We start from the raw sequence: 21,445 nt of genomic DNA, 5'->3' as shown, positions 1-21,445 counted from the left end.
TAGACCAAGTGTGGTTTCAATTCAGTCCCTCGTAGCAGAGGGATTTCAGCATACGTTCTCTGATCTCAAGCTGCCGTCGCTGCTCGTTTCAATTCAGTCCCTCGTAGCAGAGGGATTTCAGCCCGTCCCGCTCGCCGCCACGGGCGGCGATTTGGGGGTTTCAATTCAGTCCCTCGTAGCAGAGGGATTTCAGCTCCAAATCGATCCGCCCACTGCCTAAGCCTTGAACTGTTGTTTCAATTCAGTCCCTCGTAGCAGAGGGATTTCAGCGTCGCGGGCGTTGCCTTCGTGGAATTCGTGGGCCATTACGCGTTTCAATTCAGTCCCTCGTAGCAGAGGGATTTCAGCCTGGGGGAAAACATACGATTAGGATTTATGCGACGTTTCAATTCAGTCCCTCGTAGCAGAGGGATTTCAGCTAAACGCTTCCCAGTGCGGCTCATAGTTGAGCCATCCGTTTCAATTCAGTCCCTCGTAGCAGAGGGATTTCAGCAAACTCGTAGGCCCCGGCACTACCGGCCACACTAGTTTCAATTCAGTCCCTCGTAGCAGAGGGATTTCAGCGCGAGCGGGCCGCAAAGATGGTGAGCCCATACTGAAGGTTTCAATTCAGTCCCTCGTAGCAGAGGGATTTCAGCCAAACAGTTGGCGCGAGAAATTGATTGCCCAATCGTTTCAATTCAGTCCCTCGTAGCAGAGGGATTTCAGCTCGCTTTATCGCGTCACTCGGTTACGATGTAGCTGTTTCAATTCAGTCCCTCGTAGCAGAGGGATTTCAGCCAAAAAGCGCCGTAGGATGCCGCCCACGACTGAAGGTTTCAATTCAGTCCCTCGTAGCAGAGGGATTTCAGCTTCACTCATTGAGGCTGATGTAAATCCAGGGAAAACGTTTCAATTCAGTCCCTCGTAGCAGAGGGATTTCAGCGGGCCATAGATCACCACCACATAGCGATCGCCAATATTGTTTCAATTCAGTCCCTCGTAGCAGAGGGATTTCAGCTAGGAAGCGTTCAGAGTTCTGAATTGCTGAGCCTGGTTTCAATTCAGTCCCTCGTAGCAGAGGGATTTCAGCCGATCAGATATCAGCCGTACCATCCGATGATCTGCTGTTTCAATTCAGTCCCTCGTAGCAGAGGGATTTCAGCGTCGTCCACCACTTCGACAACTTCGGTTTCTGGCATGTTTCAATTCAGTCCCTCGTAGCAGAGGGATTTCAGCTCGCAACCCTGGCGAGAACAGCCCACCGGCTGCTGAGGAATGGGTTTCAATTCAGTCCCTCGTAGCAGAGGGATTTCAGCCCAATTTCGATCAATCGCTTAAACTTTTCCCAGTCGTTTCAATTCAGTCCCTCGTAGCAGAGGGATTTCAGCTGAGCTTGCCCGCCACCTTAGAGTCACGGCCAAAGGTTTCAATTCAGTCCCTCGTAGCAGAGGGATTTCAGCTCTTGGTTCTCCTTTGCTAAATGTTCTCGCCCCAGTTTCAATTCAGTCCCTCGTAGCAGAGGGATTTCAGCGGCTGGCATCCAGAAGCCTTAATGTATTTGGTTTTCAAGGTACAAGTGCGCGAATCCCTAAAAACTAAGTCAATCATCTCAAAGCGCTACAAAAATAAAAGTCACTTGCGTCACTACATCGCTTTTCCTATAGGGGTTTTAGAGATTGCGCGGATCATTACAGCGCTAATCAGCCAAAACCACTGTACAAGTTACGTTCTGCTCAATTGGCCCCTGAACACCTACCCGCTCGCGCATAGGCTGCATCGCTCCCAATCCATAATGAGCTGCATACCCCAACAAGATCGGACCCTTCACAGGCTCAGTAAAACTCAGGTAAACGCGATACCCGATCCGTCCAACCTTTTTACCCTTTGGTTGCTCCGTTTTATCTGGATTTCTGTCCGCAGCCCATTCCCAAAATTGTGGAAACGGTTCACAGGAAACCACTGCTGCTAGAGCATTGTTTAAATAAAGCGCTAGCCCTTGATCATGCTCCCTATAATGAGCTTCTCCTTTTAATCCTACCCAAGGAAGAAACTGAAGATAGCGCAGCACCTGATGCTCAGGTCCATCCTTTTGATATTGCTCGGTTAACATGCGAGGTTTACCCCGTCGCACTGCTGGAAACCGGGATAAAAAGAATGGCGTAGAAGATCCCCAATCCTGAACAGTCTCTTCGAAACTACCCAAGTCCACCAGTGATAGTGAGATGTCGTACCCTCTTGCAACTCCTTGCAAATAATTGCAGGTGGAAATTACAGCCAAATGTGAAGCGTCATAACCATCATGACTGTAAAGCTTCAGCGACTCAACGTACCGACCCGTTGAATCAGCAACACACTGAATGATGGTGTGATTGTGGTCATAGCTAAGCTGCCCCATCTCTTGTCCGGTGAACACCTGGTGGGGGCAGCGGCTCACCAGGCTTTGGTGCAGTCGATTCGTCAGCTTTAAAGCAAGCTTCATCGGCAATCGAGGAGAGCTTACTGGATTGACAGCCAGAGTTACCACATGCTGTTTTGGCCAAGAGGTAGCATTCCGTTTAGGATCAGTAACCTCGACCCGATAGGTCGCCTGCTGGATACCCGGAAACACTGCTGAACGATTTTCCCCATAATTTTCATGAGCAGAAAGGTTCAGCGCCTCCCAAAGCGCCTCTTGATCTTGATCAGCAGCAGCGATCGCCACGATGCGCGTACCACCCGGATCCGCCTCCGCGTTGGGTTCTGGTGCTGCTTCCACTAAGCTCAGTGTTGCCGCTGCCTCTCGCCGTCCTAGATAAGTAAGACCTGATAGACACAGCTGTAGTACCAGCTCCTCGCTATCTGATAACTCAACTGGCCAGTGGATAAACAGCTGGCTGTGCTCACTCGACATCAGCAGCCCTGCTGAATAAAGGGTTTTCCCCGGCACGACCTTGGCCGTTTTGGAATTCACTTGAGGACGAGGACTGCGATGCTGAATATAAGTCGTCGGCGGCAAAGTGTAGCTCGGGAGAACTGCTGCCAGCTTGTGGAGCAACTGTTTGAGTGTTGGCAGGTGCTTTTCTGCTAGGTGAACGTTGTAGCTGCCTGCCGCGATCGCCCGCAAGAGCCGCCAGGGAGCGGGGGGCCAGTCGATAACGCCTTCGGAATGGTGATTGCCCCAGGCGCAGGCCTGGTACTGGTTGGTGTGAAAATCAACCTGAATATGGATCATGAGTCTGTCCTGAATAGCTAGTACCTCTAAGCTGAGGGATGGTCAGTGAGTCGGTTGAATGGCTAAGCTGCCGCGTCATCTTCAGAGGCATCGTCAAAGTCCACTTGGTCATCAGGAACCTCGACACGTACTTTCTCGAATAGCTCCGCACAGTCTTGGATTGCCTGCTTGACATCGGCTGCTGCCTTGTCCAAAGTCGGCAGTTCCTGCTTGTTCGAGCAGGTAATCTCCACCGGAGTCAGATAGCACTCTGTTCGCAGGGTTACCGTCTCCGACAGTAGACGCGAGACCAGGTACTCACTGAGGACTCGAATCAGGTGCTTGGCTTCAGGGGCTAGATTCGACTTCTCTGCCAGACGGGTATCAATCACGAAGCGGCCTACATAGCGCTCTGCCTTGAAACTTTCTCGCACATAAACGATGTTCCCAAGTCCAGCTTCACTGGGCTTGCTGATGGCTTTATCTTTTTCGCCCTTCTTATCTCGGCTGATAGCAAACATTTGTTTGATGTTCACTCCCATCCCCCGAGCCGAAACCGGATCATGAACAGCGCCACCCGTAGGCATCGACACGGCATTTTCAGCTACAAACTCACCAGAGAGTACGCGGGGAATCCGATAGACCCCGGCAATATGGGTGTAGAAGCTGCCCAGGACAATACTCATGGGGCACAGCGCAAACACGGCTGAGTACACGCCTTGTTTTCTAATGCGCTCTCGTAGCCCTTCTCGAAATCGCTCTCCATCTAACTTGGCTTCTTTGTTTTTGAGCAGGTAGCCTGTGCCGAGACGGTGGGGTAAATCGAGGGTGCTGGCTACGTACTGCCCCGACTTTGTGTAAATCTCAACGAAGGGCATGCCTTCCAGCTCCGGCACTAGAGCATGATTTACTGCGTCCCAAACGCTGGCTTCAATCAGGTTCGCGGTGGCCTGGGGGGTATGTAGCAGCACGTCGTAGCGCTGCTCCCAGGGCAAGTAAGCCTGGGAGACGCCCACATCTAGAAACGTGGGCGGCTTAACAGTGGGCAGAGCGGATTCAAACTCAACGGTGATGACATTAATCATGGGATTCTCCAAAGGTATAGAAGGGTTTACAAGGGAACACAAGGGCCAGAGCGCTGCGATCGCCACTGGCAATTCTGGGGGGCAAGACTGTAGGTTTCTGAACAACCGATAGCTGTCGCTGCAATGGCGTAGTAGCTCCCGCCATCAGCGCGTTAATCGTCTGCATCGTCAGATTGGTGTCAGGGGTCCATTGAAGCGAGGCTGCATACTTGTAGGGCTCTGGTAGTGGTAGCTTGGCGGAGTAGTCCCCAAGTTTTTTGGGGATTCGGCACAGGGCAAACCCGATCGCCAGCTCCAGAATCAGCTGATCGTTGGTTTGTCCGGCAATGAATGTCGCGATCGCGTCTGGGCTCGCCCAAAACTGCCAGCCATGAGCTGGATGTCGCTCTGGTGTCTCCTGCCACAACTTGAGCAGGGAGATACAAAATGCTTCTAAGGAAGAGGTTTTGAGTTTGTGGGTGTGGTCATTGCTCCAAAACCAGGTTTTCTTATTAGGGGAATAGCGAGCTGAGGAGAGCGATCGTCGTAGGTCTTGAGAGTGGCCAGAATCTTCATGGGTTAGCGAGGTACTAGCCAGAGCAGTCGCCAGCTCTACCTCGTAGATGGGAAGCTCCCCATAAACTGCCTCAATCCAAGTCGCTTTGAGTTGCGGCACGGGCGGAACGCTAGGTTGAATCCGGCTGTGGAGTAGTTCTAGTTGCCCTAGCAGGCGAATCACAGTCGTGGCTTCAGCATTACCCTGTTGAAGGCGATAGAGCGCCTTATGAATTGCCGTGAGCAGGTTGTATTGAGCCTGCGATTGGTTGTCACTGGGACGTGCTTTCAGCTGCCAATGCCTCAGCTCTGCGCCAATATCCGTTGCCCCAGGAGCGGCCAGACCCACATGAATCAGGTATTTTCCCTGCCCTTTGCGGGTCCAGAGGCCGAACCGGGAATATCGAGATAGTCCGCGCCCTTCGTCTACTTGGGTAATTGCATCCAGCATGTCGAGGGTATCGACAACCTGATGCTTCAGGCGAAACGACAAGTCCTCAGTTGCCAACTCCTGAAATTCTTGCCAGTCCAGGGGCTCATCCCAAAGAGGCAGCCAGACCTCATAGGCGCGTCCGGTGCGATCGCTAGTGTCGGCGCTACCTGAGTTGACCTCCAGCAGTAGCGGATAGCATGCGATCGTCCGCTCCTGATCGCCCTCCTGCTGGACTTCGCTGAGGGCAGTAGGATTGCCTGCAAAGGTCGTGGCTCCCTCCAGATACAGGACCAGATCAATGGGGTTCGCCAGCTGCGACGATCGCCCGCCGTTGTCGAGATAGTCTGCCTGAGAAGTCGCAGAGGGAGCCAAATCATCGAAGTAGTCGGCAGCTGGGTAGGTATGCCCCAGCAGGCCCTGAAGCATCAGGGTGTTGGATAACGGCTCGCCTAGTACCGATGCTCGGATGTAGGCTTCGGTCTCTGGTGCAGGCTCCCCGGTTTCTAAATTCCAGAGCTGACTGCATACCTGGAAGTAGACTGTACAAAAGTCTGTCGTGCCAACATTGCCCCCCGTCCCTAGCAGGTCATTACAGAGAAACCGGGGTCCCTTTTTTGTGTCCGTCAGCATCCCGACCGCCTTTCTCCACTCCTGCCAGTAGGGATTGTGGACCTGACGCGATAAGGTATCCATCATCGTCAGCTTTTTCTGAGCCGAGCTTTGCCCCTGTGTGTCCAAGGACTCCAGAGCCGTTTGTAGCGCTTGGTAGCCCTCTCGCATCAGTTCATAGCGCTCGGACTGGGACGCCAAAACGGTTTCGAGGCCATCCTCCTTATTGAACAGGCTGTAGCTGTTCCAGGGACTGACAAAAGGCTTGGGCTGGTAACTGGTGAGCATGTTCTCGACCAGTTCCTCAGCAGAATCGATTTCCAGGTAAAAGCAGTCGTTTTCCCAATAGCCTGTAGCGCCCGAAAGCCGCAGTAGGCCAATGGCCTTGAGCCAGCCGATCGCGGTAGTGGGTAACAGGTGAGGGAAAGCGACGGCCCTAGCCGTTGCAGTTGTTATCATTAGCTCCTTCCTCGTTTAAGTAGTTCTCGTCTCGAAACTTGGATGCTTGAATGTCGGCGTTGCGAATCAGGGCTTCGAGGTAGATGAGTCGATAGGGTCCGTATTCTCGCAGCAGCTCTTTGACCCGTCGGCTCCAGCGGTCGGGCTTATCTGGAAATGCCAGCGTCACTTCAGGGAGCGTTTCAATGACCATGCCCTCATCGGCAATCTCTACCAGCGGTAAGGACGTACCTAGCTCGACACCTCGCAAGACCTGAGGGTTCAGGCGCTCACTAGGGTGCGGGGGCAGCAGGCTGTCGCGCACCTTGCCGTGGTGTGCAGCAATCAGATACTGGGCCAGGAAAGGAGCGCCCTGGTCGGCAGCGGCAAAGGCACTGGCAAGTTCATGCCGGAAACCCTTTAAGGCGCTCCAGTGCTGATAGTCAGTCGATTTGGCTAGATACTTCTCTTGGAAGTGCTCTGCATTGGCATAAGCCTGCCAGGTGGGATGGGCCTTACCCCAGTCATGCCAGCGAGCACAGCGACATAGCTCCGCAATGAGACTTTCGGGTAGTCCTAGCTTTTGAAGATGGGGAATGAATCCCTTGAAATGGGGAATCAGTCCTCTGAATGCATCCTCAGTATCTTTAAGGTGGGTTCCAAGCGCTAGATTGATTTTGTAGTGAGGATCGTTGTACTTTGGCTCGATTTGGATGGGGGAATCCTTCGGCTTGTCATCTGGATTACCTGTCCAGCCAACTTGGTGCGAGTAACCGCCAGCCGCCAACGGCAGCCAAACGACATCACCGTTCTCGATCAGCTTGGGCTCCCAATCGTCTTCGCCCCAGACCCGATAATTGACGTTATGAGATTGGCAAAACTTCTTAAGTTCCTCTGTGGGAACTGGGCAGACGTACCTTTGGTGAGGCAGCCGCTTGGGCGGCTCGGTTGACCAAAGAACCGAAACCGTGAAGGATTTCACGTCTCGCACATATTTCGGAGCCGTCGCAGATAGGCGGGCGTCGCGTTTCTTGTAGTGGGTGCAAAAGAATGTCTCGACATCGCTTTGGAGAAGTGGAGGACCATCAAGCTTGAGGTCCGGCAGGGGAATGTGAGATAGCGCATCGAGGTTGGCGTCGGCTAGCTTGAGCAAGCGATCGCGGGTGTCCTGGCATTCCTCCTTGCTGTAGGGGACAGGCTTCCAGCCCTCCCGGTAGTCCAGCCAGTGAATTTCTACGGGATTGTCCGTCCGCTTCCGGCCACAGCGCCCGCAGCGTTGCACAAACGACGACCAGGGGCACAGCTCGGTAATCAGCAGTTCGGCGTCGAGATCTACGCCTGCTTCAACCACCTGGGTAGAGATAATCAAGCCCTGGTAGCCGTAGAGCCGCTTCTGTCGCTCCTCGCGGTCAATCCCTAGAAACCGGCTGTGAATTACCAGGGGATCAAGGTCTTTCAACAGCTCGCCGATTTCCCGCGCTCGCGCCACCGTATTGACTACTACCAGCGACAGCGTTCCTGGGACGTGCTTAGCCTTGGACAGATCCGCTACATCCTCGATGGTCTCGACACTGGTTTGAAAGACAGGCTTTGGCCGTTTTATCTTGGCGCTCAGCGTTTTGTTGTCGAAGTCGGCATCGCTCAGCTCAAAGCGATCGAAGGCTAAGTTCTCTTTTCTCAGTGGCGCATCGTCAAACGTGGCTGACATCAAGCACAGCTGCATCGGCCCGTAGGTGCCCAGCGTGCGCCAGTGCTTGTAGAGCTGCGCCAGGGTGGAATAGGCCACCCCGGTTAACTGAATCTCATCAAGAATCCAGCGGCAGTCGTTTGTCAGGGCGGCACAGTGTATTGGTCGTTGCCCCCAGGAAACACCGAAACCTCGATTCAGTGCCCGTGACAGCAGCTGATCTTGGGTGCCAACTAGAATCGCGGGTTGGGTCAGATCTTGCTCAAAGCCATGCTCAACTTGCCCGCCTTTGAGGCAGTAAACCTTGATATCCTCTAGCCCGGACTTCTCAACGACCTTTTGAATATTGGCATAGACCTGATCAACGAGCGATCGCGTTGGCAGAGCATAAACTAATCGCGTTGGTACTGGCTTACCTTGGCTGTGAGCATAAAGCCAGGGAGTTACCGCTCCTGATTCTTTCCCAGCACCAGTGGGCGCGGCTACGACCGCGATCGTCTCGCCATTCCAATTAGAAAGGTTTTCTTGCCAGGGATACGGAGCAAATCCCGTGACTTGATTGAAGAAGTCTTGATAGCCCATGCGCTTCACAGAGCCTTCACGTATGTTAAGTCTTTTAATAATGACCCCGACAAGTTATGACTAATATAGTTCCCCTGAACTAAAACGTCCAGGGGAATCGGTAATTTAGTCCCAAGCGAATTGGGATGAGCCAATTAAAACACTTGCGTGTTAAGGCTTTTGATTATTTTTCAATTCAGTCCCGTGTCGGGAGTTTACTATTATCCAGCTCTGTTGTGCCTTACCCACTTCGCTTCTCTGTGCCATTACAGGCTGCTGACTGCGGTTCAAGTCGCGCTCGCCAGCATAAGTAGACCCTAGCAAAATGGTTGCACCGACACTACTCAGCAAAATAATATTAATCCGTTCCGTGGGTTATTGAGCTTTCGTAATCTCTTCTCTGAACGTTCGAACGGCTCCTAGCCAGTCTGTTTCGCCCATTAAGACACAGCGAGACAACAGCTCAATGTCCAGCCTCTCCAGTTCAGGAATTTGACTCCTGTAGATTCTGGTGTATCCGTTCTCGCCTAAGCGATGCAGGGTTAAAAGTCCATCTTCCCAAAACCACACTTCAGGTACTCCTAATGCCTGGTACCGCTTCAATTTAGCGATGGAGCCGCTTGTAAAAACTACCTCAATGGATAAGTCTGGTATCGGCTTAATGTCTCCAAAGCAAAATGAATCATCTGCCTGTGCAGAAGCGACCCCTTCCTGCTCTTGAGTGACCGATCCGGTTGGCGTCACGGCGATATTGAAGTGCAAGAAGAAATAATCTAACAGAGAGCTAATGACCCTCTTGAAAATCTCATGGGGTTGCCCTGGCATGAGTACTTCAACCACTCCCTCGTAAAAGAATAGCCGCACCCCAGGAGAGCCTTCTAAGCCCTTCTCAATGTGTTTGAATTGCTCCCAGGTGCGATCGTAGTAGAGGAATACCGTGTCTTCTGAAGCCTTTGGTTTTTCGAGTCCCTGAATCATTTAGACCGTCCTCCTAAATGCCTACGGGTTTAGCTATCTCACGCATTCTCAAATTTCGGGAGACGTGGTAGCTGCTGCCAAACTCCTCCACAAGCCATTTGCAAACTCAATCCATCTTCTGAGTTTAGCGATGTTCCCCTGCAAATGAGTGAGGGTTACGCTTAAGAATTTAGATTTGGCAGGACGACGCTCAAGTTTCAGTTTGCGTTTGTTGGGCTTGATCACCATCCCTGCGCCATAGTGCTTTTGATACCGCGATCGCAGCAGTTTGCAAAAATCTTCAGCACACCGAGTAGCAGGTGTTCTTAGCCGGGTCTGTTCAGAATGGAGATAACAGGACCACATCCAATCGGCGGGAATCGGTTGGCCCTCGGCAATCATGCGCCCCAGCGTCACCTTCAAGCTGAGGGGCATTTCCCAACAGGCTCGATTTAGAGGTGGCTCCACACCTGCCCAATCCCGGAATTTTGCAGCAACTGGCAGATCTCCAAAAACTTTGAGCCGTAGCTGCTAAAGGAGAAGTTGCTCCCATAAATTGCTAACAGCCGCTCGACTTCAGCTGTAATTTGGGCCATTTCCTCGGAGACATCGATTTTGAGCGCCTGAAAGTCCCTGAGCACCCGCCGTTCCAGGCCGTAAAAGAAGAGAAACCCGTAGCCGATGCAAGCGTTGGAATCGCGGCGATCACCGGCTAACCATTCCAGATAAGCGGCTCGGCAGTCGGGGGGAATATCGCTATAAGACGGCAGTAGCCCCTGCCCCTGCCCTCATAATCCGGACTAGAGGCGGCAATCCGAAGTTGAGGATTAATCAGACAGGGATCGACTCGTGAATGTGCCCCTTCTGTTGGTAAGCGAGAACCGACATAAACCATCTCGCCGGGAATCACATAGTCTTTAACTTTGACACTTTTGCCTGGAGGAACCCAGACAGCGGTTGGCGTAGGGAGCGGGGGTGGAACCCGAGTTTTAGATTTTGGGGTGACGGGCGCAGGCGATCGGAGAGGGTTTGTAGGTGTTGTGGATGGGAGAGGTGAGCGAATGCGATCGATCTGCTGAGACGCATCGATAGGACGTTTGGCGCTGATCGAAGAATTACTGGAAGGCGATTTTGAGGGCTTGAGGGGGCTTTGTCTAGTCAGAATCTTTTCACGAGCTGGAAACGTCTCTGGCTGTGGCGCTTTAGCTTTAGATTGGCGGGGGTTCTGAGACTTGCGAGACAAGACGGATTGCGCGTTCCTTGAAATAACCGCTTTAGCCAATCCAGCGGGAGCAGGTCACTTTCTGGAGAGAAAAATTAGAGTAAGGGAATCGAACTCAAGAGGGCACACGATGACACCAGCCGAACAACAAGAACTTCTCCAGTGCAGCCAGCGGATCGCGGAGTTACTGTATCAGGACGCTTGTGAGCAGGAGCATCCGGTCTCGACTTTAGGGGCGATTGAATCGACGGTACGAGCACAAGTGCAAGCACATGTCACGCCTGTGATTGGGGAGTTTTTTGCCAAACCGTCACGGCTACAGACGAGGGATACCCTCGCCAGTTGAAGAGTATTCTCGGGACGTTGCGGTTAACGAGTGTCCAAGCTGAGCGGTTAGAAGTGAGTGCTCACAGCCGCCTCAGCCCTTACCTGGAACTGTGCTGTTTGCGCCAAAGCGCCGTGGTGTCTTACCAAAAGGCCCAAGTAGAAGTCGAAATGCAGACCGGTCGGCGGGTGAGTGCGAAGACACCACAACGATTAGTGCATCGACAGTCGTTCCCGGTGCCCGTCCCGGAAGCGCCCATCGAGCAGATGAGTCTAGATGGGGGCATGATTCGTCTCCGGACACCGGAGGGAGAAGCCTCTGAGTGGCGCGAATACAAAGCCTTGAATCTGGGCCTAGAAGCGCAAGGCACGGCGTGGTTCAAAGACAACGAAAGCCTCTTGGCGTGGGCCAACGGATTGCCGTTAGCCGCCACCGTTGATTGTCTAGGTGATGGTCATGAGGGGGTTTGGGGGCTCTATGCTCAGATTGGCACTGAGCATCAGCGGCACGAGATCTTAGATTGGTATCACTTGATGGAGAATTTACATGGCGTTTCAGCGACGAGTGAGATCTTAGCAACGGTCCGCAGTCATTGGTGGCAAGGTCAGGTGGAAGCGGCCATGGCGTTGTTAGAAGCAGAGGGCTCGGAGAGCGCCAGACGGTTCTGTAATGACTTGCAACGGCATCGAGAGCGCCTGCCGAACTATCGTTATTACCAGGAAGAAGGCTGGACCATTGGTTCGGGAGATGTCGAGTCCTTGGTCAAGCAGATTAGCCAGCGCACGAAACTGGCCGGGGCTTCCTGGAAGCCTGAGCGGGTGCCACAAGTGTTGGCGCATCGCTGTGCCTACCTGAATGATGACCTCACTCCTGAACGGTATTTTTCTACGTAGAAAGTGACCTGCTCCCAATCCAGCCTGGTTGTCCCTTATCTCAGCGTTTGTGCTTGCTTCATTTTTCCCCGCCCTAGTTTCTAAATACTGCACCAAGATTCCGGTTTAGGTATCGATCATTCAGTTTTTACAAACTTCTGAATAGGGAAAAATAGCTGGAATCCTTGCCATAAAAGCGTTCCACCAGGATTTTGCCTTTTTCGTCAGGTGTGTTTACACTGCTGTGTCGCAGGGCGGAAAGAGATCGCTCAGTACAATTGTATTTGTTAATTTGTTGATGCAGGAGCGATCTCTCCCTCAGATAAAATGCGATGAAGTCTTGGCTGAAAATTGATGGAAGACCGCGATCTATCGTGCTTGCTCAGAACCCTGGTTTCTAATTCAAAATTTATAAATTGAAAGAAATGTAACCGAAGAAACCAGTGCTCTCTACTAATTTTCTGCTGAAATTTTGTGTAAAAGTCTAATAAACTAAAACGATACAGATGGACTTTAAAAGTTTCTCCGAGCTTCGTGAGTTTATTCGCCGCTATAACTCAACATCCGTCCTAGAAATTGGGACCAATATATGTTGGCAAAAGTGGACAACTAAATATTCAAATTCTCGAGACTGGGTGCTTGGCAATGCTGAGCGTAACTATGCTGTGCGGCTTATGCTACTAGCAAGCGCTGGTAATCCTCATAGGCAGAAGAATATTAGTGTTCAAATTTTTGATGAATTGATAAACGCTTATCATAACTGGGACGGACATACTATCGCAGACAAGCAGATCCTTAAAAGGGAAATTGAGCTTCTATTGAACTCCATCCAGAACTGGGAATCAGATCATAGCCATATTGTTCGAAACTGGTCTTTAAAGTTAAGTTCTATATTGGATTCGAAAGTAATTACTGCCCATACAGCTGGCTTGTTCGTGCAGCGTATGGGTGCTTTTCAAAATGCAGGATTTGGACATCCTGCCTCTCGTATACGTCGAACAATTAAGCTTGTCGAATTAATGGATAGACGTTCTGAAAATGATTTTTCAAAGAACTTCTCGAATAGTGTGGGATTGAACCCACCAGAATACTTTAAACAATTTTTAGCATGCTTAGCCTTGTTTGGATGGTTTTCTAGAAGAAAAGGGTTCTGTGAGTTTTCTAGTCTGCCTAGTATGGATGATCAACTTCAGGAATCAGGGATTACTCAAGAGAACTTGAAAATTTTCATTAGCCAAAATAGTGCGGTTTTCTCATCACAGGTCACTCCATCATTTCGTGGAAGAATCAACGATGATCTAAATAGCATCCCTGAATACTATCGCCCTCTTTTCTATAATCACTTTTTGGAAATTCCTTTTGTGGAATTAAGAGATGGAGAGTTTTGTTTGCCAGATCCTTTTTCTTTGACTGAATCATCTTGGAATGGAGTAAGGAGTCTTGCTATTAAATATGGTAACGGGAAAAAACTAGGGCAGCTATTAAGCCATGCTTTTGAAGATTATCTTGAAACGGTATTGTTTCCTCTTACTTGCCTTAACTCTTTTGAGAAAATTCCTGAAGTTAAAAATCCTAGCTCCAGCAAAGATAAACGAGCTGATTTTCTCATCAGAACTGAGAATGCATACATTCTAATAGAGTGCAAAAGTAGTCTCATGTCTGCTGACACGAGTGCGTATTTTCAAGCTGATAAGCTCGCAGATGTCTGGTGCCGCATTCATTCTGCATTTGAGCAAATTGGAATAACAGTGGAAGCTCTCAGTCTTGACGATAAGCCAGTAATTCCTCTTATTCTCACATTTTATGACAGTATTGCTGCATCTACTGTATTCGAAGAAATGGTGAAGCAAACTGATTATTGCTCTCGTATGAGGTTGAACATGCCGCCAGTTGTTTATTCTCTACATGAATTTGAACATTGGATTTCCAATAGAAGCCTTGAAAATTGGTCAGAGTTGATTTTCTCGAAGCAAAGCGGTTTCCCTTCCATACAGCCCGATAACAGAGGACATAACTACAGACATCTTAGTGACGTTTCTATCCTTTAGAGCCCTCCTCAAAGTGTATGTAGTATAGCTTTAACGGTTGACCATCATGAGCTGTTTGGGTACGATGCAGAGACTATCTGCGGTTGATGATTGGGAATAATTAAGTGGCACATCCCAACATTAATGAACCCCAAGCTCATGTCAGACGATTGATCGAGCAAGATGTCACAATGACGCCGAAACTCAAGAAAGAGCTTGCAGAGCAATATGGTTGCAGTATTAGTGCAATATACGCCGATATCGTTGCTATTCGAAGGCCGAAAACAAAGGAAACACCTTTCCAATCAGCAGCAATGCGTAAGCGGATTTTTGAGAGGGATGGCAAAGAATGTCAATATTGTAGTGATACAAATGCTTATGAGTACATCGTAGAACATGTAATACCCGCAGCAATTGGCGGTGTTGCAAGGGATTTTAACCTTGTAATTGCTTGCCAAAAATGTAATACGCTTAAAAAGCGCTCGGTTTGGACGCCAAAAAATTTAGATGTCATCACAAAAGAGCATCCTGAGTGGAGAGACAAAGTGCTTGACTTGAGCGTGTTTCATTAAGATTGCCCCTTGCCCTAATTGGATCAATGCCAGGAAGCCTAACCTTCATACTGAACCTACTCATATTTCTTCAATAGCAACAATGTGGTGGGTTGAGGGCGGTCGCTCTAGAAGTCCGACAAAAATCCTCGCCCACCAGGTCTACTACCTCGTAAAACGTGATGCCGCTCAGCGCGAGAAACGGTTAGTTTCCATTGCAATGCTCCTTCCGTTGGGCAGCAAATTCAGGCGCGTGGTGAAACCTTTTACACAGCCCAAGGCATCTTGCACCTGCTCATCGGTAAGGTCGTTGGCGTATTTTGTGAGCCATCGAAGTCGGGAATTTTTACGTTTCAAGGCTTTATGGGCCAGCTTCTCGATCTCATGTCAACACCAACACTACAATCGCCTTTGCCATCGTCATACCAAGCAACCGCGCTTCTTCTGTAACAGATCGATGTTGGTTTGGCAGGCAGCCTAACTGAAGTCTGCTCTTGTCGTGAGTGGTGTTAAAGCTCCCATATAAAGATTCAAATAATTTCCCTGCAAAGTCACAGCACACGAAGATTGGGCATGCCAGAACAGAGCTGTATTCCTGTTCCTTTCTGTTATGGCACTGCGTGAATTTAGAAAAATTGTCAAAAGTGCTACCCGTGAGCAGCGCCATAACCTGGGTGAACTCACTGACTCAGGCTTTGGCAGTGATCCTGACACTCTTTGCAACCATATTCGCTATCTCAGAGCCGGTAGCATTGGGCAGCTGTTTTGGGATGAATCCTGGAAGCAGGTTGTTACTGATGTTGCTGATCATATCGGTATCGACTGGCTTGCGCTTCTCAATGGGCGACGTTGGAAGCATCTAAGCACCGACGAAATTGAAACAGCTGTGGTCGCGAAGGTGTTTCAGGACATGTTCGACCAGCTCTCTCCAGAGCAGCAAGAATGGCTTGTTTTGGAAATGGAGCGCAACAATGATGATCCTAGTTTAGAAGGATTGCTACTCACGGGTGGAGCAATGGCCGCCGCTAAGGCCAGCGGATTTGGAGTATATCTCATGGCGAGCACAGTGCTGGGAGGACTGACCAGCACGCTTGGTATTACCTTGCCCTTCGCAGCTTATATGGGGATGAGCCAGGTGATTGCTTTGGCCATCGGCCCAGTTGGCTGGCTGGCGCTCTTTGGCGGGGTGGCTTTTATGGCTAATCAGCCTAACTGGCAACGTCTCACGCTAGCAGTGGTTTATGTTTCCATAATTCGGCATGCTCCAGCTGAAGGATAAGGACTTGAGCTTTGGAAAGACAGCTACTTTCAAAAAAACAACGATTTAAAATGGCAAGTTAACTTATGTGTTTTCCTATTCTGATAATACTTTTTATGGGGCTTGGCGCTTTGGAGCTAACATTTCCAAATGCCTTGTCACTCAGTACCCTAAATGACAACTATACCGGCAGAGGATGGGCAGGATTAATTGTATTAGTGTTTGAATTAACCTTGGCAGCAACATGGAGTAACGTTGCTGGAATTGTTTTAATCACTATAGGTGTACTTTTGACTGGGGCATGGATCGCAAATTCGATGAGCAATAGACAAGATCCATTGCCAAAGCCAGTAGGTGCTGAAGATGATCGACGTCAGCTTTTGAAGCTAACGTCTTCTGTCGTCAAATCTGCTTTCACAAGCTATGTGAAAACCAGAAGAGGCAAGGGAAATACTACAAATTAGATGTCTATTTTCTTGAATGCTCTAGCCAAATCAAAGGGGATTCACTTTGTCCGATGTTTTGTCTCCACTCAAGAAATCGGTCTAAGGGAACAGTATTTAAGATTTCGCATTGATTTTCAACATTCTTAGCCGTATTTTGGCAACCATATTTGTAGAAACTCAGTATATAGTCAAGTTCTGTCCCGGAAAATCTTCTTTCATTATTCAAAAGGAACTCTTCATACAATTCGTCTAGTATTTCGGACGATGTTAGCTGAGAAGAAAAATTATATAGGGTTTTTAGTCTCATTGCCGGATAGTCTAAACTCCTTTGATGCAAATATCTGCTGGTAAGATAAGCTTTCAGAAGACCAGCATAACTATGGTATAAGTGCTGACATAGCTCTAGGCTGATCCCAATTGAGTTTTTGTTAATCTTTGTGTTGATAATTCTCTCTATTAAAGTTTCAGCATGATTTAGCTGTTTAGCTATTTCAATATCAAGATGATCGCTCCAGCCAATATCTTCAAGCTGATGGATCAAGGTGATGCAATGCTTCGTATGGAGTTTGACGTCAGCGATTAATTTGCCTGTTTCATTTTTAATAAGGTCTGATATTTTTAAGTCAACAGAGTGAATCCTAGAATTAAGCTGGTCTAGTTTTTGATTAGCTTGATTAATTTGGTGGACAACGATAGCAAAGCCAATTATTGATACACCGAGAGTGACACCAGAAACCGCAAGATTGACTGTAGATAGCCTTTTGATTTGCTGAGTTAGGGTGATAATTTGATTAAGCTTAGCGGTATCCTTCAGTCCTTTGACTAGATCAGCTGCTTGGAAGCTAGTGCTGGCTATCATAAAAGCAGGATGACTGCTCCCTGCAAAATTCATAGCAAAAGGAGCAACTTGTTCTAGATGTGCTGCAATTTGTCCTCCATCTGCGCATCTTGCAACTCCTCCAGTTATGATGATTTCACCTGCTTTATAGGCAGTTTCTAAATGTTTAGGTAGCTCGACAATAAATTGATTACTCATTTTAATTCTCCTTCTCTAGATAAATCTGTTTTGATATCGATATGCATAGATTAAGAAGATAGCCTGGATAAATTCTGCCTCTTTTCTTTGCTGTGTGTATTTGATGCCAGAAGATATGACTCCAACGCCAAATATTCCCCCAGAGATAGCCCATCCGACGGGACCAGCAAAAGTACTTAAAGCTGCCATCTGAATCGCACGTTGCCCCAATAAAGAAACAAAAACCCAAGCGAATAGTCCCTGAGTGAGCCGTTGTAGCATAACCCTCGAAATGATTGGTATGGCGAACGGGATAGCACTTCCTACACTTCCGAGTAGTAACCCAGCAAGAATATTCTTGATTTCCTCGCTAGTTAAATTAATACTGTGTATTTCCAATTCTTCACGAATGGCTCTAACAAATCTCTCTTGTTCTTGTGGCTTAGAGCTTTTCCATAGTAAAAATAAAATGTCTCGAACTAGGTCTTCAATTCTATTGTCATCATCTAAACTTTCTTTTGAAATAAGCCTACTGAGCTCATCTAAGATAGCCTGCTTTTTTTCCCTCAGTTCGACAGGTACTTTCTTTTTCTTAATGATTTGATAAGTCTGATCTCTCCAAAGAGCAACAATTCTAAATGAGCCTCCGGCTTCTTCGCCCTTACAAGATCGATAAAAGTCGGACAGCTTGATTCTAATCTTTTTACTAATGTCTGTGAGCGTGTTTAAGGCAGTATAATCTACGTCTAAAGTGTCGGCAATTGAATAAATCTGCTTCCCACTCAGGCTTTTTATGACTTTAAATAAGCTCATATTCTGACGAATTCTGATTGATTTTTTGCTTTTTAAGAAAAATCTCGTCGGATTTTCGCAATTGCCTTTTGTAAACCTTGGCTATGAATCCAGCCGACATAGGCACCATAAATTATCTGATTATCGCTATTCACCAGAAAAATGTGGTCCACACCTGCTGGATTTTTCCAGGTTTTCACAGTTGTCCCATCTCTCAGTGTCATAACAGGCAGCGCTTTTTGAAAGTCTCGGGTGTTTGCAGCCGTAATTCCTGGAACCTGATCGAGTATGGCTACCACCTTTTTGAGGAATGTATCGCTGGGAGGTGTATCTGTTCGAGGTGAAGGTTGAACAGCTAATCCTGTCAGTCCAACTAAGAACAATCCATACAAGATTCCTATCCAGCCTACCTGAAGTACCAGGAGAAGGAGGGTAGCAACTATTCCTATGATTGCTAAAGTACGCATTCTATTTAGTTGCCCTCATTTTCACTGATGTCCCATTGACTTATTCGCACTATTTTTGACAAATACGGAAGGTCTTTAAGAATTTAACCAATTGAATTTTAGGTTCTCTCGCCTTCTTCAACGTCCCTTCAATCCGCTCCACAAAACGCGACCGGAGATCGCACGTCAACACCAACACCCAACCTGCCTTCCACCCTCCGTTACGCTGCTACAGCCCTCCTACGGCCACATCCTTGTCAGATCACCTAGAACGCATCAGTATCTGCCTGGTAGTTCGAGCCATATCCTGGTTTGACTTTGTTGTAAGAAAGCAATCAAGAAACCTATCAACACCCAGAGTAGGAAGGCGCAGAAGAGCAGTGTGACAGGTGAATAATGCCTATTCCTTCATTTGCCCGAGCCATCCATCTAAACCAACTCAGGTGCATGTCGTAGGAGATAATCCCTCAAGTCACGTTCTGCTGTGGGATGCCAACCATCATGATTCAGCTGCGGAATGGGCCAGGGCTGCCGCTTGACCTCGTAGGACATCGGCTGATTTGTTGCCGCAAGACGGCCCAGGTGTTCGCAGTTCCATCCCAATAAACCGTATTCCCAGTTCTTAAAGCATCTGAGGGCATGAATCAGACGCTTGATGGTTTTGTCAGGCGGGTAAGTAATATCGTCAATGCCGAGAACAAATTTCGCGTCTACGTAGTGGCGCTCAAAGGGTTGCCATCCCCGACCCGTGTCGAAGATGTGGGTATCTGATAGACCGATGCCGTAATGCCAGAAGCTATCCGCCCCTTGCCAGTTAAGCAGCTTGCCGTAGAACTGGCTCGTAGAGTCTAGACTCTGCAGGATGGCATTGACCTTGGCTTCCAGTTCGTTGTTATTGATGGCCATGGCGTAGCAACTTGCCAAGAGATCACCCTTTAAGGATGCTCGTCTTTTGATGAAGCGGACAGCAATCCTGGTAAAGCTTTAACGAGATTTGAAAAAACGGCTCCTAATCTGCTGCTTCCATGAGCTATCACAGAGCAATAGCTACACCTGCCAGGCCATCAGGTAATTCTGCTGGTTTTGTTTTTCTTTGCTGGAGAGGGACTGTTATGATTCCGCTGGTGCTGGGCGCGATCGCACTCGGTTCGGCTGCTTATGGAGCAGCCGCCGGGGTTGATGGCGTGTCAAAGATGAAGAAGGCGGAGGGCAAGGCTAAACGCGCTAAAAAACGCCACGAAGCTGCCGTTAGAGCCTTAGAACAGCGTTGGGATGACGTTAATTTACGGGCGAAAGACTACGGTGAATTTCAGCTCAGCATTTTGCAGGACACCGTGGGCCGCTTTGTAAACTTCATTGAGTCCACCGGGCGGCAGGCGGCCATGTCGGATAAGGAATTCCTTGAAGGTTTAGAGGTCTCGGCACGGCAGCTCAAGCAATACAAGTCTGCGGCGATTAAGGCAGAGCAGTATTTCAAGGGCGGAGTGTCGGCGATCGCGGCATCGGCGGCGGGCTATGGCGGGGCGATGACCCTGGCGACTACAGTAGGAGTCGCCAGTACGGGAACGGCTATTTCGTCCCTCAGCGGAGCGGCGGCCACCAATGCCATCCTGGCCTGGTTTGGAGGTGGTTCCTTGGCGGTGAGTGGCGGCGGTATGGCGCTGGGGTCGATGGTACTGGGAGGTATTACGATAGGACCCGCGATCGCAATTGGCGGCTTCGTTCTGGGTAATGAAGGGGAAAAGGCCCTGACTAAAGCCCGGAAGTATAAGGCAAAGGTTAAAGCTGCGATCGCCCAAATGGAAGCGGCGCAAGCGTTTGCTAACCAGGTAGAACGCCGCATTACTGAGCTATGGGAAATTCTGGACACACTCAATGGTCACGCCATAGAAGGATTGCAGACGCTGGAATCACAGCCATTTGACCGGAAACGGGATGCCCAGTTGTTTCAGCGGGTAGCGCTGCTGGTTAAAGCGATCGCTGATATCACTCAGACACCGATTCTGGATGCGGAAGGTCAGTTAAATCCAGGTTCCATCGATATTCAGGCGCAATATCGGTCTTGGAGCGGGAAAGCAGACCACAATGACACGACCAGCGAGGATAAGGAATGACCTATCGTCTCATCCATAGCGCGAATAAGTTTGTCCCTCAGCTGAACCCATCAGTTTGCTTCAATCAGTTAGTGGATGCCTATACGGAATATCAGCGGGTAGCGCAGGAGGAGCGAACCAAACGGCGAGAGATTGACGCCTGGGAGAAGGCTGCTCTGGCGACTATCGAGCAGCGGCGGGATGTCATGATGCAGTTCCTCGATCTGGCGTTCAATGAACGGGCTGAAATCTTCAGGGAATTTTTCACCCTGGCGGACCAAGCGATCGCCACTGGGGATAATGACCAGCTAGCAGTAGTGTTGGCCAGTATCGTGGAGATGGCTAAAAGCAGCCCGTTCAAGGATTTAGCTGACCTGACAAAGGTTGAATCGGCTTTGGATGACTTGGACCACACCTGGGAGTTTTAAGTGATATGTGGTGCCAAGCATGCGTGAAGATTATCAAGGACGTTAAAAAACTTGATCTCAACAAGTGTGCCCCTCTGAAACGTTTTTAAGCATCTTTTTCACTTGTCTGCCTAATTGATCAAGCGATTAACCGTTGCGTACACGGGGCCTAGAACCCATCTGAAAGCTTCCACTAAGCGGAATATCCCAGCCGGAGCAAGAGCGGTTGTCACATTTGGTGATTGGTTCACCGGAGGGGGCGTAGGCGAAGCCGCTCCCTTTAGGAGCATCGGTGATTCATACGTTGCATAAGCTCCAGTATGCGGAGCAGGCGACGTGGAGTCAGGTAATCACGATACCGGAGTCAGGGATTTTGATTACGCCCGAGCAAGGAGAGGTATTTAGTCTGTTAAGGCGCGATCGACAGTTAGGTTAAGCACCTTAAGCAGTCCTCCTTCTGAATTGCTGCTGATAGGCCATGATTTGGAAGGAGTTGCTCATCAAGTAGCCTCGTT

17 protein-coding genes, 2 pseudogenes and 1 CRISPR repeat array (1 of these 20 only partly in view) are annotated in these 21,445 nt (G+C 49.3%); of the genes and pseudogenes, 8 read left to right on the top strand and 11 right to left on the bottom strand.

Translation table 11 applies throughout. The annotated features are described in order from the left end of the window. Nucleotides 1-1,513: direct repeats of the CRISPR family, unit length 37 nt; unit sequence GTTTCAATTCAGTCCCTCGTAGCAGAGGGATTTCAGC; it reaches 351 nt to the left of the window's first position. A gap of 165 nt (nucleotides 1,514-1,678) precedes the next feature. From csb2 to JUK32_RS28140, 7 genes and pseudogenes are all read right to left on the bottom strand, one after another. Then, nucleotides 1,679-3,193: a type I-U CRISPR-associated protein Csb2 gene (gene csb2, locus JUK32_RS23530; protein ID WP_204141311.1), complete on the bottom strand. Its 1,515-nt coding sequence runs from the start codon at nucleotides 3,191-3,193 to the stop codon at nucleotides 1,679-1,681. A 62-nt stretch (nucleotides 3,194-3,255) separates the two neighbouring features. Further along, nucleotides 3,256-4,257 carry a type I-U CRISPR-associated RAMP protein Csb1/Cas7u gene (cas7u, locus tag JUK32_RS23525; RefSeq protein ID WP_204141310.1) on the bottom strand — a complete coding sequence of 334 codons (1,002 nt, stop codon included), beginning with the start codon at nucleotides 4,255-4,257 and terminating at the stop codon, nucleotides 3,256-3,258. Beyond that, entirely contained in the window at nucleotides 4,250-6,292 is a 2,043-nt protein-coding gene (gene csx17, locus JUK32_RS23520; RefSeq protein WP_204141309.1) for a type I-U CRISPR-associated protein Csx17, read from the bottom strand. The genes cas7u and csx17 overlap by 8 nt, the downstream gene beginning before the upstream one ends. After that, a complete protein-coding gene (cas3, locus tag JUK32_RS23515; protein WP_239113003.1) occupies nucleotides 6,270-8,540 on the bottom strand; it encodes a CRISPR-associated helicase Cas3' in 2,271 nt (756 codons plus the stop codon). The genes csx17 and cas3 overlap by 23 nt, the downstream gene beginning before the upstream one ends. A 354-nt stretch (nucleotides 8,541-8,894) precedes the next feature. Further along, nucleotides 8,895-9,497, bottom strand: coding sequence for a Uma2 family endonuclease (locus JUK32_RS23510; protein WP_204141307.1), 603 nt, complete (start codon nucleotides 9,495-9,497; stop codon nucleotides 8,895-8,897). A 48-nt stretch (nucleotides 9,498-9,545) separates the two neighbouring features. Further along, nucleotides 9,546-9,911, bottom strand: coding sequence for a hypothetical protein (locus tag JUK32_RS28860; RefSeq protein WP_375541601.1), 366 nt, complete (start codon nucleotides 9,909-9,911; stop codon nucleotides 9,546-9,548). A gap of 17 nt (nucleotides 9,912-9,928) precedes the next feature. Next, nucleotides 9,929-10,371 (bottom strand): annotated as a pseudogene (locus JUK32_RS28140) (TerB N-terminal domain-containing protein). A gap of 457 nt (nucleotides 10,372-10,828) precedes the next feature. Between JUK32_RS28140 and JUK32_RS23490 the strand changes: the two are divergent. From JUK32_RS23490 to JUK32_RS23470, 5 genes are all read left to right on the top strand, one after another. Further along, a protein-coding gene (locus tag JUK32_RS23490) for an ISKra4 family transposase (protein ID WP_204141304.1) occupies nucleotides 10,829-11,916 on the top strand; the annotation gives its coding sequence in 2 pieces (ribosomal slippage) (nucleotides 10,829-11,000 and nucleotides 11,000-11,916; 1,089 coding nt in all). Nucleotides 11,917-12,401: 485 nt separating this feature from the next. After that, nucleotides 12,402-13,943: a hypothetical protein gene (locus JUK32_RS23485; protein ID WP_204141303.1), complete on the top strand. Its 1,542-nt coding sequence runs from the start codon at nucleotides 12,402-12,404 to the stop codon at nucleotides 13,941-13,943. Nucleotides 13,944-14,047: 104 nt separating this feature from the next. Beyond that, on the top strand, nucleotides 14,048-14,494 hold the full coding sequence (locus JUK32_RS28520) for an HNH endonuclease (protein WP_204141302.1): 447 nt from the start codon (nucleotides 14,048-14,050) through the stop codon (nucleotides 14,492-14,494). A 589-nt stretch (nucleotides 14,495-15,083) separates the two neighbouring features. Next, nucleotides 15,084-15,752, top strand: a complete 669-nt coding sequence (locus tag JUK32_RS23475; RefSeq protein WP_204141301.1) for a hypothetical protein — start codon at nucleotides 15,084-15,086, stop codon at nucleotides 15,750-15,752. A gap of 65 nt (nucleotides 15,753-15,817) precedes the next feature. Then, on the top strand, nucleotides 15,818-16,195 hold the full coding sequence (locus JUK32_RS23470; protein ID WP_204141300.1) for a hypothetical protein: 378 nt from the start codon (nucleotides 15,818-15,820) through the stop codon (nucleotides 16,193-16,195). Nucleotides 16,196-16,199: 4 nt separating this feature from the next. Here the strand turns inward: JUK32_RS23470 and JUK32_RS23465 are convergent, their stop codons facing one another. The 4 genes from JUK32_RS23465 to JUK32_RS23450 form a co-directional block, all read right to left on the bottom strand. Next, the gene (locus tag JUK32_RS23465; RefSeq protein WP_204141299.1) at nucleotides 16,200-17,213 is read right to left on the bottom strand and encodes a hypothetical protein; all 1,014 of its coding nucleotides are present in this window, start codon (nucleotides 17,211-17,213) and stop codon (nucleotides 16,200-16,202) included. A 15-nt stretch (nucleotides 17,214-17,228) separates the two neighbouring features. After that, nucleotides 17,229-18,005, bottom strand: coding sequence for a hypothetical protein (locus JUK32_RS23460; RefSeq protein WP_204141298.1), 777 nt, complete (start codon nucleotides 18,003-18,005; stop codon nucleotides 17,229-17,231). A gap of 32 nt (nucleotides 18,006-18,037) precedes the next feature. After that, the gene (locus JUK32_RS23455) at nucleotides 18,038-18,451 is read right to left on the bottom strand and encodes a hypothetical protein (RefSeq protein WP_204141297.1); all 414 of its coding nucleotides are present in this window, start codon (nucleotides 18,449-18,451) and stop codon (nucleotides 18,038-18,040) included. Nucleotides 18,452-18,859: 408 nt separating this feature from the next. Further along, the gene (locus JUK32_RS23450) at nucleotides 18,860-19,336 is read right to left on the bottom strand and encodes a hypothetical protein (RefSeq protein ID WP_204141296.1); all 477 of its coding nucleotides are present in this window, start codon (nucleotides 19,334-19,336) and stop codon (nucleotides 18,860-18,862) included. A gap of 206 nt (nucleotides 19,337-19,542) precedes the next feature. Between JUK32_RS23450 and JUK32_RS23445 the strand changes: the two genes are divergently transcribed. From JUK32_RS23445 to JUK32_RS28855, 3 genes and pseudogenes are all read left to right on the top strand, one after another. Then, entirely contained in the window at nucleotides 19,543-20,544 is a 1,002-nt protein-coding gene (locus JUK32_RS23445; protein ID WP_204141295.1) for a hypothetical protein, read from the top strand. Next, a complete protein-coding gene (locus JUK32_RS23440) occupies nucleotides 20,541-20,951 on the top strand; it encodes a hypothetical protein (RefSeq protein WP_204141294.1) in 411 nt (136 codons plus the stop codon). Before JUK32_RS23445 ends, JUK32_RS23440 begins: the two co-directional genes overlap by 4 nt. Before the next feature lie 181 nt (nucleotides 20,952-21,132). Continuing rightward, nucleotides 21,133-21,366 (top strand): annotated as a pseudogene (locus JUK32_RS28855) (hypothetical protein). The last annotated feature ends 79 nt before the right edge of the window (nucleotides 21,367-21,445 follow it).

The sequence above is a fragment of the Halomicronema sp. CCY15110 genome, assembly GCF_016888165.1.
Taxonomy (GTDB): Bacteria; Cyanobacteriota; Cyanobacteriia; order Phormidesmidales; family Phormidesmidaceae; genus Halomicronema.
The sequence above is the reverse complement of the archived record's forward strand: the minus strand, read 5'-3'. Positions and strand labels throughout refer to the sequence as shown.